Source organism: Parasphingomonas halimpatiens, assembly GCF_036663795.1.
Taxonomy (GTDB): domain Bacteria; phylum Pseudomonadota; class Alphaproteobacteria; order Sphingomonadales; family Sphingomonadaceae; genus Sphingomonas.
In genome coordinates, this window is the sequence record NZ_JAXOJP010000020.1 from 36,630 (window position 1) to 50,980 (window position 14,351).

The window sequence follows — 14,351 nt, forward strand, 5'->3', positions numbered from 1 at the left end:
ATATGTGTGGGCAGCCTCCGATCGATACCCCGCCGCTGTCGGCCGGGCAATGACGGCGAGCGGATCACCATTCCCTGGTGGCTGCGCCTATCGCCTATCGGGGCGCTTGCTTCCGCTATTTCGTTGCGATCGCTTTCGGCGGTCCGTCTCCCCCGAGAAGAACGCCGTCGACGATTGACCCATAGGCCGATTGATCCCCTCCGTGAAACTGCTGGCGCGTGGCCTCGACCGATCCGACGTAGCGCGAATCCTGCGGCCGGGGCTTGCCGTCGATATAGGCCGCCACGTCCCAGGCCTGCTGGCCGGTCAGTACACCCGGCCGATCCTGCGGCATGTTCGCCTTGATGAACCCGGCTGCGTTGGGGATGCGCGCCATCCCGGCACCCCAGTTGAACGACCTGTCGCCCCAGAGCGGCGGGATGGCTGTCTTGCCATCGGCCTTCAGTCCGACACCGTCCTGCCCATGGCACTGTGTGCAGTTTTCGGCATAGACCGCTCGACCCCGCTCATAGTCGGGCGTTCGGGCGGCCTTGGGGAGTTTGAGGAAACCCTGGCCCGGCAACGTCACGCCGATCGGGGCGCCCTTGGCCAGGAACGTCGCGTAGCTCTCCAGGGCGACGAGCACGGGATCGCCGGCGGGGGGCATCCGACCGTTCATGCTGTACCGGAAGCACTCCTGCAGGCGTTCCGCGAAATTGTTCACATGGCCGTTCTTGGAGCGATATTGCGGATAGAGCCCATAGGCGGCCCATAGCGGCGAGGCGTTGGGCCGGCGCCCTGCATCGAGATGGCAGTTCGAGCAGGAAAGATCGTTACCCACGAATTGCGGGGCCGTCCGAGCAGTGTTCGTAAAAATCTCCCGGCCCAGCAATATGCTCCGACCGAGTGCGTCGCCGGGGATCGCCGTATCTGGCGGGGCCCGAAATTCCTTCGCTTCGGCGCGCGGCGGCGCAGGAGCCCTGGACAGGGAAACGCCAAGGCCCACACCGAGCGCGACCACGCCCGTTCCGCCTGCGACGAGTGCCGTGATGCGAAGGGGTGACGCCACCGCGGCTATCCTGAAACCATCGCCGGGGAGACCGTGCTGCGCCGATCAGGGATGGATATAGACAAAGCCCAGACCCTGCAGTCGCGCGATTTCGGCGACGCCGCTCGGGACGACGTCCTCGTCCCGAACGCCGTAAAGCTCGGCCGGGGTCAGTCCCATGCCCTTGAGCGTGTTACGGCAGATCATGAAGCGGACACCCTTTGCACGCAGGCCATCGACCGCCTTGGCGAGGGGCGCGTCGGTCTTGGCCATCTGGAACAGCCTGACGCCGGCAGCGAAGCTGACGACCTTTATCTCGACCTGACCGTTCGTCGCTTCGATATGGGCGGAGAGATGATGGAGCAGCCGCACGAAATAGGCATGGTCGTCCGGCCCACCGCCGTCATTCTGATAGACGACCTTCTGGAAGACGTAATAGCCCGCTGGTACCGGTGCGTTCATCACGTCGCTCGCCGGGGCCGCGACAGCGCTGGCGGTGGCCGAGAGACCGAACGCGAGGAATAGGGCGATTGCTCTGAACAAGGCGGGTCTCCAGATACGAACGCGCGGTGTTGCCATCGCGTACCGCTCACATTGTTGGCAGAAACAAGGGCGATCAGTCCATCCCGGCGATGGCGCGCAGGCGGTAACTGGCGACGAGAAGCTGCCCCTCGGCGCTGATCCGCATGCTTTCCGCCTCGATCGCCTCGCGTTCCGCGTCGAGCAGGGCGAGTTGCGGCTTGGCACCGACCTTTACCTCGAGGCGCGCACCGCCAAGGGCCGATTCAGTGGCGGCGACGCGTGCCCGGGCGGCATCGAGCACCGCGCGTGCCGTGCGCACCGCCTCGAACGCCTCGATCGCCTGCTCTTCGACCGCCAGCCGCGCACCGCGCGCGTCGGCCTCGCTGGCGGCCATGTCGGCGCTGGCCGCGCGGATGCTGGCGGCATTGCGACCACCTGAGAACAGCGTCCACCGCCCCCGCAGGCCGACCGTCGCGGAATTGGCCTTGTAGCCGGGGAAGAACTGGTCGCGTACCGTGGCCGCCTCGGCGAAGGCGCCGATGGTCGGCATCCGCTCGGCGCGCGCGGCGTCGACCCGACCCTGTGCCACATCGGTCGCCTTCTTCGCCTGTTGGAGTCGCGGGTTGCCGGCGATCGCACGATCGACCGCGTCGTCGACCGTGCGTGGCGTCGCCGGCGGCCCCGGCAATCCGGCGGGGGATGCGACCGTCATGCCGGTGAGCGCGGCCAGCCGCGCATTCGCCGTCGCGACCTGACCCTGTGCCTGTGCGAGGCCCGCTGCGGCTTCGGCGCGCCGCGCCTGCGCCTGGGCGGTCTCGGTGCTCGTGCCTTCGCCCGCCTTGAAACGGAGCCCCGCCTGACGGACGACCTCGTCGAGCGAGGTTTGCAGCTGCTCGTAGCGCCGGACCAGCTGGTGCGCGGCAAGCGCATTCGCATAGGCCTGGGTTACCTGAACCCGCAGATCGAGGGTCTGCGCGGCGGTTTCCAGCCGCGCGATATCCCGCCCGCCGCCGGCCTGGCGCTCGGCCGCCGCGACCCGGCCGCCGGTCCAGATCGGGAACTCAGCGACCGCCTGGGCGGAACGCGGCGTCACATTGTCGGCCGACAGTCCGAAATAGCCCTGCGGGTCGAGCCTGCCGACGCCGACCTGGCCTTCGATCCGCAGCGACGGACCGCGTTCGGCGCGGGCGCCGTCGAGCCTCGCCTCGGCGGCGGATTCACGCGCCTTCGCGGCCGCCAGTTGCGGCGAATGCGCCATGGCCGCGGCGATGACGTCGTCGAGGCTCTGGGCCGATGCGGGCGTCACCGCCAGCAGTGCCACGCCGACAGCCGGGATCAGATAACGGACGATCATCGCTCGCGATCAGCGAAACGCGTTGCCGGGGCGTATCCCGAACGATCTGAAGACCATTGCGGCCGGGCAGAAGCCGGTGATGCTGGCCTGCAGCATGTTGGCGCCAGCGAAGATCGACAGCGCGATCCACCACGGATTGACGGTCACCGAAAGGATGGATCCCGCGAGGACGACAAGGCCGGCAAAGGCCAGCACGGCTCGATCGAGGTTCATGACATTTTCTCCTGTTGGAAAGTTGGCTCAGAAGCGCAGTTTCTTCACGCCGAGGACGTGGAGCGCGAGCTTCTCGTAGAAGGGCTCGCTCTCGCCCTTGCGGATCTTGCGCAGGAAGTATTTCTCGAAGCCGATCTTCGCGAGGTGGACCCATTTGCCCTCGGAAGACCAGTTGACATTGCGCGGCGGAATCTGCGGTTCGGCGACGAACGCCACCCCGCCATCGCCGAAATCGGCGAGGCAGATCGCGTTCCAGGTCGCCTCGTGCTTTGCTTCGCCCCCCGTGTGGAGTTCGCGCAGATTCTTCGCGACCGCAGTCACCATGCTTTCGATCATGAAACCCGTCTTGGGTACGCCGACCGGGAGCGGGGTGGGGCCGACCGGCGGGATCGCGACGCAGACGCCGAGCGCGAAGATGTTGGGGAAGGCCGGGTTGCGCTGGTGCTTGTCGATCAGGATGAAGCCGCGCGGATTTGTCAGGCCCTCGATGCCGTGCACGGCCGGCACCCCTCGGAAGGCGGGAAGCAGCATCGAAAAGCCGAATGGCAGGTCATGGGTACGCTTCGTCTTGCCGTCCTCATCCACTTCCTCGACATGTATCATGCCCGGATCGACGCTCGTCACCTTCGCGTTGGTGATCCACTTGATGTGGCGGTTGCGCATCTCGCTTTCGAGCAGGCCCTTGGTATCGCCGACACCGTCGAGCCCGAGATGGCCGATATAGGGTTCGGGCGTGACGAACGTGATCGGCACGCGGTCGCGGATCTTGCGGCGCTTGAGCTCGGTGTCGAGCGTCATCGCGAACTCATAGGCAGGGCCGTAACAGGAGGCGCCCTGTACAGCGCCCACGACGATCGGCCTGGGATCGGCGCAGAGTTCCTCGAAGCGGGTAAAGGTGTGTGCAGCGTGATCGGTCTGGCAGATCGACAGCGTGTTGGCCGCCGGCCCGAAGCCCTGAATCTCGTCAAAGGCAAGGTCCGGGCCCGTTGCGATTACGAGATAGTCGTAAGTGAGTGACGACCCATCATTGAGTTCGAGCCGGTTCTCCTGCGGGTGGACACGTGCGGCGCCCACCGCCGTGAAGCCAATCTCGTGCTTTGCCATCACCGGCGGCAGATGGACCTTGATCGCCTCGGGTTCGCGCCAGCCGACCGCAACCCAAGGGTTCGAGGGGACGAACCAGTAATCCTCTGAGCTGGAGACGACCGTTACGTCGGCCTTGCCCTTGAGGGCGGCGCGAATCTCATAGGCGGCGATCGTTCCGCCAAGCCCGGCACCCAACACGATGATTTGCGACTGAGCCATCTTACGGCCTCTCTCCACTGATTGTGCTTGACGAATATTACACTTACACGATACAAGCAATCATTAAATTGAAAGGCTCAGGCAATGTTCGGTTTCGGAAAGCAGACCCACCCCAAAGAGGTCGGGGCCAAGGCGTTGCGCGAGATGCTGGATCGTGACGCGGCGATGGTCGTCGACGTGCGCGAGCCCGACGAGTTTGCCGCCGGGCACATTCCCGGGGCAGTCAATCTTCCCTTGTCGCGATTCGATCCTGCTCTCCTGCCTGAGTCGGAGGGTAAGCTGCTGGTCCTGAACTGCGCCGCCGGGCGACGCTCTGCTATGGCTCTGGCACAATGTGCGAAGGCGGGCGCTTCGGTCGATACGCATTTAAACGGAGGGTTTTCCGCCTGGCAGGGTGCGAAACTACCCATCGCTTTCGGCCGGTAAGGATCGACGATGGTTGGACACTCGTTTCTATCGGTGCTCGCGCTGTCGGCGATGCTTTCGCTTGCCGGCTGCGGGAGCAAGGAGCCGGCGGATACCGCCAAGGTCGCGGCGCCAGCAGGACCGCGCCTTACGCTCCAGGCGGTCGATACGACCGAGTGGAAGGACGTGGGGGCCGAGATCACGACGACCGATCGGGCCGATGCGCGCGCGCGTATTCCGGGCGTTCTGCAAAGCCTCAGCGTCCGCAAGGGCGACATGGTCCGCAAGGGCCAGGTGATCGGCCGGATCGTCGATACCCGTCTTGCCTATGAAGGTGGTGCCTATGGCGCCCAGGCGGCTGCAGCCGAAGCTCAGGCTGTCCAGGCCCAGGCCGACCTGGCGCGTATCCGCTATCTCTACCAGAACGGCGTCTATGCGAAGGCCCGGCTCGACCAGGCGCAGGCCGGGGCCACGGCCGCCCGCGCGCAGGTCAACGCCGCGCGCGCGCAACAGTCGGCGGTTAACGCCGTTGCCGGCCAGGGCGCGGTCGTCGCGCCAGCCGACGGCCGCGTGCTCAGCGCCGATATTCCCGCCGGATCGGCGGTTGCCCCCGGCATGTCGATTGCCGGGATCACGGCGGGGCCGCTTGTCCTGCGGCTCGATCTTCCCGAGTCGCTGGCCGGCAAGGTGCATGTCGGATCTCAGGTCCTCGCTGATGGAATGGTTGGTGCCGTCACCAAGGTTTACCCGTCCGTCCAGGCGGGCCAGATCATCGCCGATGTCGCGATCCCCGGCCTCGACGGTTCGCTGATCGGCCGGCGCGTTGCCGCCAGGGTGGCGATCGGCACCCGTCGTGCGCTGATCGTGCCCAGGGGATTCGTCGCGACACGGTTCGGGATCGACTATGTCACGGTCGTGACCAGGGATGGCCAGGTATCGACCGTGCCGGTGCAGATCACGCCAACGTCCGAGCCGGCCAAGGTGGAGATCCTCTCGGGCGTCGGCGCGGGCGACACGCTTGCGGCCGGGACGGCGCCGCGATGAAACTCGGTCTATCGGGCCGCCTGACCCGCGCCACGATCAGGTCGCCGCTGACGCCGCTGATGCTGCTGGCGGCGATCCTTGTCGGCCTCATCGCGACGATGACGATCCCGCGCGAGGAAGAGCCGCAGATCAGCGTGCCGATGGTCGACATCCAGGTGGCGGCACCCGGGCTCAACTCCGGCGACGCGGTCGAACTCGTCGCCAAGCCGCTCGAGACGATCGTCAAGAGCGTCGACGGTGTCGAGCATGTCTATACCCAGTCCGAAGACAATGGCGTGCTGGTGACGGCGCGGTTCCTCGTCGGCTCAAACCCGGAAGCCGCAGCGACGCGGATCAACGAGAAGATCGCGGCCAATATCGACCGGATTCCGGTCGGCATTCCGCCGCCCAAGGTAACGGTGCGCGGCATCAACGACGTGCCCATCGTGGTCCTGACCCTGACGCCGAAGGCCGGCGCGGCGGGGCAATGGACCGATCAGTCGCTGTACGCACTCGCCGCGCGGCTCCGCACCGAAGTGGCGAAGGTCGGCGATGTCGGACTGACGTCGCTGGTCGGCGGCCAGCAGGAACGGATCCGCATCGCGCCCGACCCTGCAAAGCTCGCGCTGTACGGGGTGCCGCTCGGTTCCGTGGTCGAGGCCGCCAGCCAGGCCAACCGGACCTTTCCGGCCGGTATCGTACGCGAAGGCGGGGCGGCCGCGACCGTCATCGCCGGGCAAACGCTGCGCAATGCCGCTGATGTCGGCCTGCTCACCGTGCGCTCCGTGCGCGGCGAGAGCGTCTATCTGCGGGACGTGGCGCGCGTCGAGCAGGGGCCGGGCGAGGATCAGGCCCGCTCCTGGCGCTGGGCGCGCGCCGACGGCGGCAGCTGGTCGATGGCGCCGGCCGTCAGCCTTGCCGTCGCAAAGCGCGCGGGCGCCAATGCGGTCACGGTGTCGCGTTCGATCGTCGACCGGGTCGAAGCGCTCAAGGGTTCGCTGATCCCCGACAGCGTCGCGGTGACGGTCACGCGCAACTATGGTGAAAGCGCCAACGAGAAGGCGAACGAGTTGCTGTTCCATCTCGCGCTCGCGACCGTTTCGATCGTCATCCTGATCGGCTTCGCGATCGGCTGGCGCGAGGCGGGGGTGACGGCGATCGTCATCCCGACCACGATCCTGCTGACGATGTTCGCCTCGAACGTCATGGGCTTCACAATCAACCGGGTGAGCCTGTTCGCGCTGATCTTCTCGATCGGCATCCTGGTCGACGACGCGATCGTGATGATCGAGAATATCGCCCGCCATTGGGCGATGGCCGATGACCGCAGCCGGGTCGATGCCGCAGTCGACGCCGTCGCCGAGGTCGGCAATCCGACGATCGTCGCGACGTTGACGGTCGTCGCGGCGCTCTTGCCCATGCTGTTCGTCTCGGGGTTGATGGGCCCCTATATGGCGCCGATTCCGGTCAACGCCTCGGCTGCGATGGTCTTCTCCTTCTTCGTCGCGGTGATCATCGCGCCGTGGCTGATGGTCCGCTTCGCGCGCAAGACGCTGGGCGACGGGCACCATGCCGACGCGCACGGCGGCAAGCTCGGTGCGCTCTACGGCAGCGTTGCGCGCCGCGTGATTGGCAGCCGCACATCGGCACGGACCTTCCTGATCGCGGTCGGGATCGCCACGCTGGTCGCTTGTTCGATGTTCTATTTCAAGGCGGTGACGGTCAAGCTGCTGCCGTTCGACAACAAGTCCGAGGTGCAACTGGTCGTCGACATGCCCGAGGGCACGAGCCTGGAGGGGACGGCGCGCGTGCTCGAGCAGGCCGCGGCGGTGACCCGCGGTATTTCCGAGGTGACGGCGATGGAGGCCTATGTCGGCACCTCGGCACCGTTCAACTTCAACGGCCTGGTCCGCCATTATTTCCTGCGCGCCAAGCCGGAAATGGGCGACCTGATGGTGACGCTGAAGGCCAAGGGCGACCGTTCGCGGTCGAGCCACGCGATCGCGGTCGTGCTGCGCGATCGGCTGAAATCGGTCGCGCTGCCGTCGGGCGGATCGATCAAGGTGGTCGAGACGCCGCCGGGGCCGCCCGTGCTCGCGACCCTGCTCGCCGAGATCTACGGTCCCGATGAAGCATCGCGCCGGGCGACCGCGGCGCAGGTCGAGCAGATTTTCCGGAGCGTCCCGTATATCGTCGATGTCGACAACAGCTTCGGCCAGCTGCGGCCCGAACTCCGCCTGACGCCCGACCGCGCCAAGCTCGATTCCTACGGCCTGTCCGAGCGGCAGGTCTTCGACAGCATCGGCGCGCTGATGGGAACGCAGACCGTGGGCTATGCGCCGCGCGGTGACGGCCGCGATCCGCTGCCGATCGAGATCGCGCTCGATCAGTCGCAGCGCAGCTGGTCGGCGGCGCTGGCCTCGACGCCGGTTGCGGCGACGCAGGGCGCGTCGGGCCCGCAGCTGATCGAACTGGGCCAGATTGTCGACGCGCAGATGACCCGGGGAAGCCATACCTTGTTCCGGCGCGACGGGCGTGCGGCGGACATGATCACGGCCGAACTCGCCGGCGCCTATGAGGCACCGATCTACGGGCTGATGGCTGTCGACGACGCGATTGCGAAGTTCGACTGGAAAGGCCATGGGCTGGTGAAGCCCGAGATACGCATGAACGGCCAGCCGAGCGACGAATCCAGGCCGTCGCTGCTGTGGGACGGCGAGTGGGAGATCACCTGGGTGACGTTCCGCGACATGGGTGCCGCCTTCATGGTCGCGCTGCTGGCGATCTATGTGCTCGTGGTCGGCCAGTTCCGCAGCTTCACCCTGCCGCTCGTGATCCTGACGCCGATCCCGCTGACCCTGGTCGGCATCGTCATCGGCCACATGATCTTCGCCGCGCCCTTCACCGCGACATCGATGATTGGCTTCATCGCTTTGGCCGGCATCATCGTCCGGAACTCGATCCTCCTGGTCGATTTCATCCGCCATGCCAGAAGTCCCGAGAAGTCGCTGCGCGACACCTTGCTCGAGGCAGGGATGATCCGGTTCAAGCCGATCGTGCTGACCGCGGCGGCGGCAATGATTGGGGCAGCCGTGATCTTGACCGACCCGATCTTCCAGGGACTGGCGATCTCGCTGCTGTTCGGACTCGCATCCTCGACGATCCTGACGGTGCTGGTTATCCCGGCGATCTATATCGTCTTGCGCGACGACGATCGCCCCGCCACGGTTCCCGCATGATCAGCGGCGCGTCCATCAAGGCTCTACAAGAAAATGCTGGCGAGGTCGCCGACCGGCTTCGGGTCCTTGCCAACCGCGACCGGCTGCTCATGCTGTGCCGCCTGGCGGCCGGCGAAGCCTCAGTAAACGAACTGGTCGCGGTCACCGGGCTGGCGCAGTCGAGCGTGTCGCAGCACCTCGCCGTCCTGCGCGAAGCCGGCGCGGTGCGGGTCCGCCCCGAACAGCAGACCCGTCACTACAGTCTCGCCGATCCCCGGATGCACCGCATGATCGAAGCGCTCTGCGCGGCGTGCGGGCCGGTCGCGGCGTGACGGCATGAGCGAAGCCCGGATCGTCTGTGCGAGCTGCCGTGCGGTCAACCGTTTGCCGGCAACGCGGCTGGCTGACGCGCCGAAATGCGGGCGCTGCGGCAAGCCGCTGTTCACCGGCGCTCCCGTCGCGGCCGACGCCGGCCTGTTCGACCGATTGGTCTTGTCGGGTAGCCAGCCCGTGCTTGTCGACTTCTGGGCGAGCTGGTGCGGCCCGTGCAAGATGATGGCGCCCGCCTTCGCCGCCGCGGCGGCAGAGCTCGAGCCAGCCGTCAGGTTGGTGAAGGTCGATACCGAGCAGGTACAGGATGTGGTCGCGCGCTATGCGATCCGTTCGATACCGACGCTGATCCTGTTTGCCGGCGGCAAGGAGATCGCGCGGCGGTCGGGCGCGCTCGACCGCGCAACCATCGTCGGCTGGACGCGGTCGATGCTAGGCAAAGGACCGCAGTAGCGCACGAGCACCGGTTTGCCGGGCCGCAGGCCATTGCCACAACTTTCCCTTCCGGATCGATCAGGAAGGTCGCGCGGAACGCCGGCGATCCGCGGCCGGCTATTCCATGCGCGCGAAAACCGCCGCGCCGCCGCCGCTGCGCTGGCGCGTGACCGCCGCTTCCGCATGCGTCAGCGCGACCGTCCCGGCGAAGGCATCCAGCAACGCGCTCACATCTGCGATCAGGGCCTGATTCAGCCGATAGAAGACCAGCTTCGCATCGCGCCGGGTCAGTACCAGGTCGGCCTTTCGCAGTATCGCGAGCTGTTGTGACAGTCCCGGCTGCGCAACCTTCGTAATGCTTTCGATCTCGCCGACCGAACGCTCGCCGCCGACCAGCGTCCGCATCAGTTCGAGGCGTACCGCGTGGGCGAGGGCGCGGAGCAGTTCGGCGGTCGCGTCCAGATCGAGCGTGGCGATGTCAGGACTCATTTGGCCGGCTCGTCGGGGATCGCGGCGTAGAACCAGTCGGCCGCATCGGACGCGCCGAGTACTGCTTCGACCGTCTCGCCGGGCGGCCGAAGTAGATCCACGCCCGGCGTCCATCCTGCCGGGGCGAGGACGTCGCCGGCATGGACGCGCTGCAAGGCCGCGATCATCCGGATCATCTCGTCGATGGATCGACCGACCGTGGCGGGGTAGCAGGTCATCGCGCGGAGGACGCCGTCCGGATCCACGAAATAGCTCGCCCGAACAGCGGACGCGTCCTGCGCATCTGGCCCGAGCATCCCATAGGCGCGGGCGATCACCATCGACGGATCCTCGATGATCGGGAAATCGATCCGCACGTCGAACCGGTCATGGATCATTCGGATCCAGGCGAGATGCGAGAACAGGCTGTCGACCGACAGCGCGACAAGCGCGCAGTCGAGCGCGGCGAAGCGATCGGCGGCCCTGGCGATTGCGACGAACTCGCTGGTGCACACCGGCGTGAAGTCCGCCGGATGCGAAAAGAGCATCACCCAGCGGCCGCGCAGATCGGCGAGCGAAAACAGACCCTGCGTACTGCGTGCGGTGAAGCCGGGGACCTCGTCGCCCAGCCGGAGCGGCGCTGCGAAGACGGGGGAGTGGGACGACGACGGGTTCTGATCTGTCATTTTCGCTGGCTCGCACGAAGCTGGAATTGACGCAACACGATTACACATTTATATGTTTTCCGTAATCGAGCAAATATCTTTTTTGGAGGGTCCCATGTCCGGCACCGATCTCGACGCCGATCGCGCGCTGGATGCGGCCATAAGCGTCGTCAGCGAAGCCCATCTCGGTGGCATGCTGACCCCGGTGGTCAAGACCTTCTTCGACGAGGCGACCTTTACCGCCAGCCATGTTGTCCACGATCCGTCGACCGGCGCGACCGCGATCATTGACCCGGTACTGGACTATGATCCCGCCGCCGGGCGAACCAGCCATCGATCGGCCGACGCGATCATCGGCTATGTCGCGGAACAGGGCCTGAAGGTCCTGTGGCTCCTCGAAACCCATGCGCATGCCGATCACCTTTCCGCCGCGCCCTATTTGAAAGAGCGGCTGGGCGGCATGATCGCGATCGGCCGCGACATCACCCGCGTGCAGGACGCGTTCGGCAAGATCTTCAACGCCGGTGACGCATTTTTGCGCGACGGATCGCAGTTCGACCGACTGTTCGACGACGGCGACCGCTTCGAACTGGGCTCGATCGCGGCGACGGTTCTCCACGTGCCGGGCCATACGCCGGCCGACCTCGCCTATGTGATCGGCGACGCGGTCTTTCCCGGCGACACGATCTTCATGCCCGATTTCGGGACCGCGCGGGCCGATTTCCCCGGCGGTGACGCGCACCAGCTCTACCGCTCGATCCGGCGCCTGTTGTCGCTGCCCCGCGAGGCGCGGCTTTATCTGTGCCACGACTATAAGGCGCCCGGTCGTGACGACTTTGCCTGGCAGACGACGGTCGGTGCCGAGCGTGACCGGAACGTCCACGCCCATGACGGCATCGATGAGGATGCCTTCGTCGCAATGCGGACCGCGCGCGACGCGACGCTCGACATGCCGCGGCTGATCCTGCCGTCGGTGCAGGTCAACATGCGCGGCGGCCGTTTCCCCGATCCGGAGGCGAACGGCGTCCGCTATCTCAAGATACCGATCGACGCGTTGTGACGGCGGGCGATCGATGCTGACCACCCTTCAATATGTGCTGGGTGCCCTGTCGGGCGGCCTGGTCGGCTTCACGCTCGGTTTGGTGGGCGGCGGCGGGTCGATCCTCGCCGTGCCGCTGATGGTCTATCTCGTCGGCGTCTCCAATCCGCACGTCGCGATCGGCACCAGCGCGCTGGCGGTCGCGGCGAACGCCGGCGCCAATCTGATCCCGCACGCCCGCCGGCACATGATCAAATGGCGGTGCGCGGGCATGTACGCGGCGGCCGGCGTGCTCGGCGCTCTGGGCGGCTCGACGATCGGCAAGGCGTTCGACGGCCAGAAGCTTCTCGCGCTGTTTGCGGTGCTGATGGTCGTGGTCGGCGTGCTGATGCTGCGCGGCCGCGGGAACCCGGGTGACGCCGACGTGCAATGCCGTCGCGAGAACGCACCCAAGGTGGTAGGCTATGGGGCTGCGACGGGACTGTTTTCGGGCTTTTTCGGGATCGGGGGCGGCTTCCTCATCGTCCCCGGCCTGATGGCCTCGACGGGCATGCCGATCGCCTATGCGGTCGGATCATCGCTGGTTGCGGTCGCGGCGTTCGGGCTGACGACCTCGCTCAACTATGCCTGGTCGGGATTGGTCGACTGGCCGCTCGCCGCCGTGTTCATCGGCGGGGGCGTATTCGGCGGCCTCGTCGGCGCGTGGGCATCACGGGCGCTGGCCGCCAGGAAGGGCCTTCTCAACGGTGTGTTTGCGACGCTGATTTTCGTCGTCGCGACCTACATGCTGTGGAAGAGCTGGAACGCACTCTAGCAACGACCGGGAGGGAAATCATGTCCGCATCGACACCGACGAGCGATGAGCTGAAGGCCGAGGACTGGGCCGGCGCGATGGGCGCGAAATGGCTTGCCAATATCGACCGTTTCGAGAGCATGATCGCACCGGTCGGCGAGGCATTTCTCGAACGCGCGGCGTTCCGTCCGGGCGAGCGGGTCATCGACATCGGCTGCGGGGGTGGTGGCACCAGCATCGCGATCGGTGCGCAGGTCGCTTCCGACGGCTCGGTGCTCGGGCTCGACATTTCGCCCGACCTGGTCGCGTTCGCCACGGCGCGCGCGCGCGCGGCCGGTGCCGGGAACGTCTCGTTCGTGCAGGCCGACGCGTCGGCCGCGACGCCGCCCGGCGCGCCGTTCGATCGACTGTTCTCGCGTTTCGGCTCGATGTTCTTTGCGGAGCCGGGCCAGGCCTTCGGCAATTTGAAATCGCTGATCCGGCCGGGCGGTCGGGCCGACCTCGCGGTGTGGGCGCCGGCGCGCGACAATCTGTGGATCGCGGCGATGATGGGGGTGCTCGGTCGCCACCTGACGCTGCCGGCACCCGTGCCGCGCGCGCCCGGGCCCTTCGCGCTCGACGATCCCGATTACATCCGCGCTTTGCTGGGCGGCGCCGGATTCGTCGATGTCGACATCGCCGCCTGGGACGGGATGCAGCAGGTCGGCGGTGCCGGCTCGAGCCCCGAAAGTGCGGTCGCCTTCGTTCTCGAAGCACTGTCGTTCGGCGAGCTGTTGGCCGAAGTCGCGCCGGCGGTGCGATCGGCGGTTTCGGCCGAGTTGATCGCGCTGTTCGGCCAGCACGTCGGTCCCGACGGTGTCGCGATGCCCGCGCGGGCGTGGTTCGTCTCTGCGCGCGCCTAGCCGCGTTCGGCGACGATGCGCCCTGGCCGACTGGCGTCCGCCAGCGTCTCCGGGCGAGTGGTCCAGATCTTACGATGATAGTCGAGGAACAGAAGAGATGCATAAGGACTGGCCCGCCATGGCGGCGGAATTATCGGGTGCGATCAAGGAAGTGCGGCTCGGAAGCCCCGAGGTGACCAAGGCCTTTTCGGCGATGGCGCGGGCAGCGACCGAAGCCGGTGCGCTCGACACCAAGACCAAGGAGCTCATGGCGCTCGCGATCTCGGTTGCGATCCGCTGTGACGGCTGTGTCGCTTTTCATGCCCAGGCCGCGGTCAAGCAGGGCGCCTCGCGCGAGGAGGTGATGGAAGCGATGGGCATGGCGCTCTACATGGGCGCAGGGCCCAGCCTCATGTACGCCGCACAGGCCGTCGAGGCGTTCGACCAGTTCCAGGTCCAAGCCGACGGCGGCGCGGCGGCGGGATAGCGTTCGATGGCCCGGAGCGCCGGGGGAATCGGGGCTCGGCGGGAATTGGCGAATTGAGCCGGATCTGGCGCATACTGGCGCTTAGGAATCTTACGTAACGCATGGCGGCCGAGAGCGGCCTATCGGAAGCGAGGTTGCCTATTCTGGCTCGCCGGTCGTCAATCGACGGCCTATGAAAGGATTTCG

At 66.7% G+C, this 14,351-nt stretch carries 16 protein-coding genes; 9 read left to right on the plus strand and 7 right to left on the minus strand.

The window, feature by feature from the left end; genetic code table 11:
- Positions 1-115: 115 nt before the first annotated feature.
- The 5 genes from U1839_RS17870 to U1839_RS17890 all read right to left on the minus strand — a co-directional run bounded on the left by U1839_RS17870 (position 116) and on the right by U1839_RS17890 (position 4,421).
- Complete coding sequence (locus tag U1839_RS17870) at positions 116-1,000, minus strand: c-type cytochrome (RefSeq protein ID WP_332804943.1); 885 nt, start codon at positions 998-1,000, stop codon at positions 116-118.
- Between the two features lie 93 nt (positions 1,001-1,093).
- On the minus strand, positions 1,094-1,570 hold the full coding sequence (locus tag U1839_RS17875; protein WP_332804944.1) for a DsrE family protein: 477 nt from the start codon (positions 1,568-1,570) through the stop codon (positions 1,094-1,096).
- 73 nt (positions 1,571-1,643) lie between these two features.
- Entirely contained in the window at positions 1,644-2,903 is a 1,260-nt protein-coding gene (locus U1839_RS17880) for a TolC family protein (RefSeq protein WP_332804945.1), read from the minus strand.
- Between the two features lie 9 nt (positions 2,904-2,912).
- Complete coding sequence (locus U1839_RS17885) at positions 2,913-3,116, minus strand: YgaP family membrane protein (protein WP_332804946.1); 204 nt, start codon at positions 3,114-3,116, stop codon at positions 2,913-2,915.
- Between the two features lie 27 nt (positions 3,117-3,143).
- Positions 3,144-4,421: an NAD(P)/FAD-dependent oxidoreductase gene (locus U1839_RS17890; RefSeq protein ID WP_332804947.1), complete on the minus strand. Its 1,278-nt coding sequence runs from the start codon at positions 4,419-4,421 to the stop codon at positions 3,144-3,146.
- An 84-nt stretch (positions 4,422-4,505) separates the two neighbouring features.
- On the opposite strand from U1839_RS17890, the gene U1839_RS17895 reads away from it, so the two are divergent.
- Genes U1839_RS17895 through trxC form a run of 5 tightly spaced genes read left to right on the plus strand, consistent with a single transcriptional unit; the run spans position 4,506 to position 9,850 of the window.
- On the plus strand, positions 4,506-4,847 hold the full coding sequence (locus tag U1839_RS17895) for a rhodanese-like domain-containing protein (protein ID WP_332804948.1): 342 nt from the start codon (positions 4,506-4,508) through the stop codon (positions 4,845-4,847).
- A 9-nt stretch (positions 4,848-4,856) separates the two neighbouring features.
- On the plus strand, positions 4,857-5,870 hold the full coding sequence (locus tag U1839_RS17900; RefSeq protein WP_332804949.1) for an efflux RND transporter periplasmic adaptor subunit: 1,014 nt from the start codon (positions 4,857-4,859) through the stop codon (positions 5,868-5,870).
- Positions 5,867-9,088, plus strand: coding sequence for an efflux RND transporter permease subunit (locus U1839_RS17905; protein WP_332804950.1), 3,222 nt, complete (start codon positions 5,867-5,869; stop codon positions 9,086-9,088). The genes U1839_RS17900 and U1839_RS17905 overlap by 4 nt, the downstream gene beginning before the upstream one ends.
- Positions 9,085-9,399, plus strand: a complete 315-nt coding sequence (locus U1839_RS17910) for an ArsR/SmtB family transcription factor (RefSeq protein ID WP_332804951.1) — start codon at positions 9,085-9,087, stop codon at positions 9,397-9,399. The genes U1839_RS17905 and U1839_RS17910 overlap by 4 nt, the downstream gene beginning before the upstream one ends.
- A gap of 4 nt (positions 9,400-9,403) precedes the next feature.
- Positions 9,404-9,850 carry a thioredoxin TrxC gene (trxC, locus tag U1839_RS17915; protein WP_332804952.1) on the plus strand — a complete coding sequence of 149 codons (447 nt, stop codon included), beginning with the start codon at positions 9,404-9,406 and terminating at the stop codon, positions 9,848-9,850.
- A 99-nt stretch (positions 9,851-9,949) separates the two neighbouring features.
- Here trxC and U1839_RS17920 read toward each other — a convergent pair whose 3' ends face one another.
- Together U1839_RS17920 and U1839_RS17925 are read right to left on the minus strand one after the other, a co-directional pair.
- A complete protein-coding gene (locus U1839_RS17920; protein WP_332804953.1) occupies positions 9,950-10,321 on the minus strand; it encodes an ArsR/SmtB family transcription factor in 372 nt (123 codons plus the stop codon).
- The gene (locus U1839_RS17925) at positions 10,318-10,986 is read right to left on the minus strand and encodes a peroxiredoxin (RefSeq protein ID WP_332804954.1); all 669 of its coding nucleotides are present in this window, start codon (positions 10,984-10,986) and stop codon (positions 10,318-10,320) included. The genes U1839_RS17920 and U1839_RS17925 overlap by 4 nt, the downstream gene beginning before the upstream one ends.
- 172 nt (positions 10,987-11,158) lie before the next feature.
- Between U1839_RS17925 and U1839_RS17930 the strand changes: the two genes are divergently transcribed.
- From U1839_RS17930 to U1839_RS17945, 4 genes are all read left to right on the plus strand, one after another.
- On the plus strand, positions 11,159-12,025 hold the full coding sequence (locus U1839_RS17930; protein ID WP_332804983.1) for an MBL fold metallo-hydrolase: 867 nt from the start codon (positions 11,159-11,161) through the stop codon (positions 12,023-12,025).
- A gap of 13 nt (positions 12,026-12,038) precedes the next feature.
- Positions 12,039-12,818: a sulfite exporter TauE/SafE family protein gene (locus U1839_RS17935; protein WP_332804955.1), complete on the plus strand. Its 780-nt coding sequence runs from the start codon at positions 12,039-12,041 to the stop codon at positions 12,816-12,818.
- Between the two features lie 20 nt (positions 12,819-12,838).
- Positions 12,839-13,699 (plus strand): class I SAM-dependent methyltransferase, encoded by an 861-nt coding sequence (locus tag U1839_RS17940; RefSeq protein ID WP_332804956.1) that lies wholly within the window; start codon positions 12,839-12,841, stop codon positions 13,697-13,699.
- 97 nt (positions 13,700-13,796) lie between these two features.
- Positions 13,797-14,165, plus strand: a complete 369-nt coding sequence (locus U1839_RS17945) for a carboxymuconolactone decarboxylase family protein (protein ID WP_281126786.1) — start codon at positions 13,797-13,799, stop codon at positions 14,163-14,165.
- Positions 14,166-14,351: the final 186 nt, after the last annotated feature.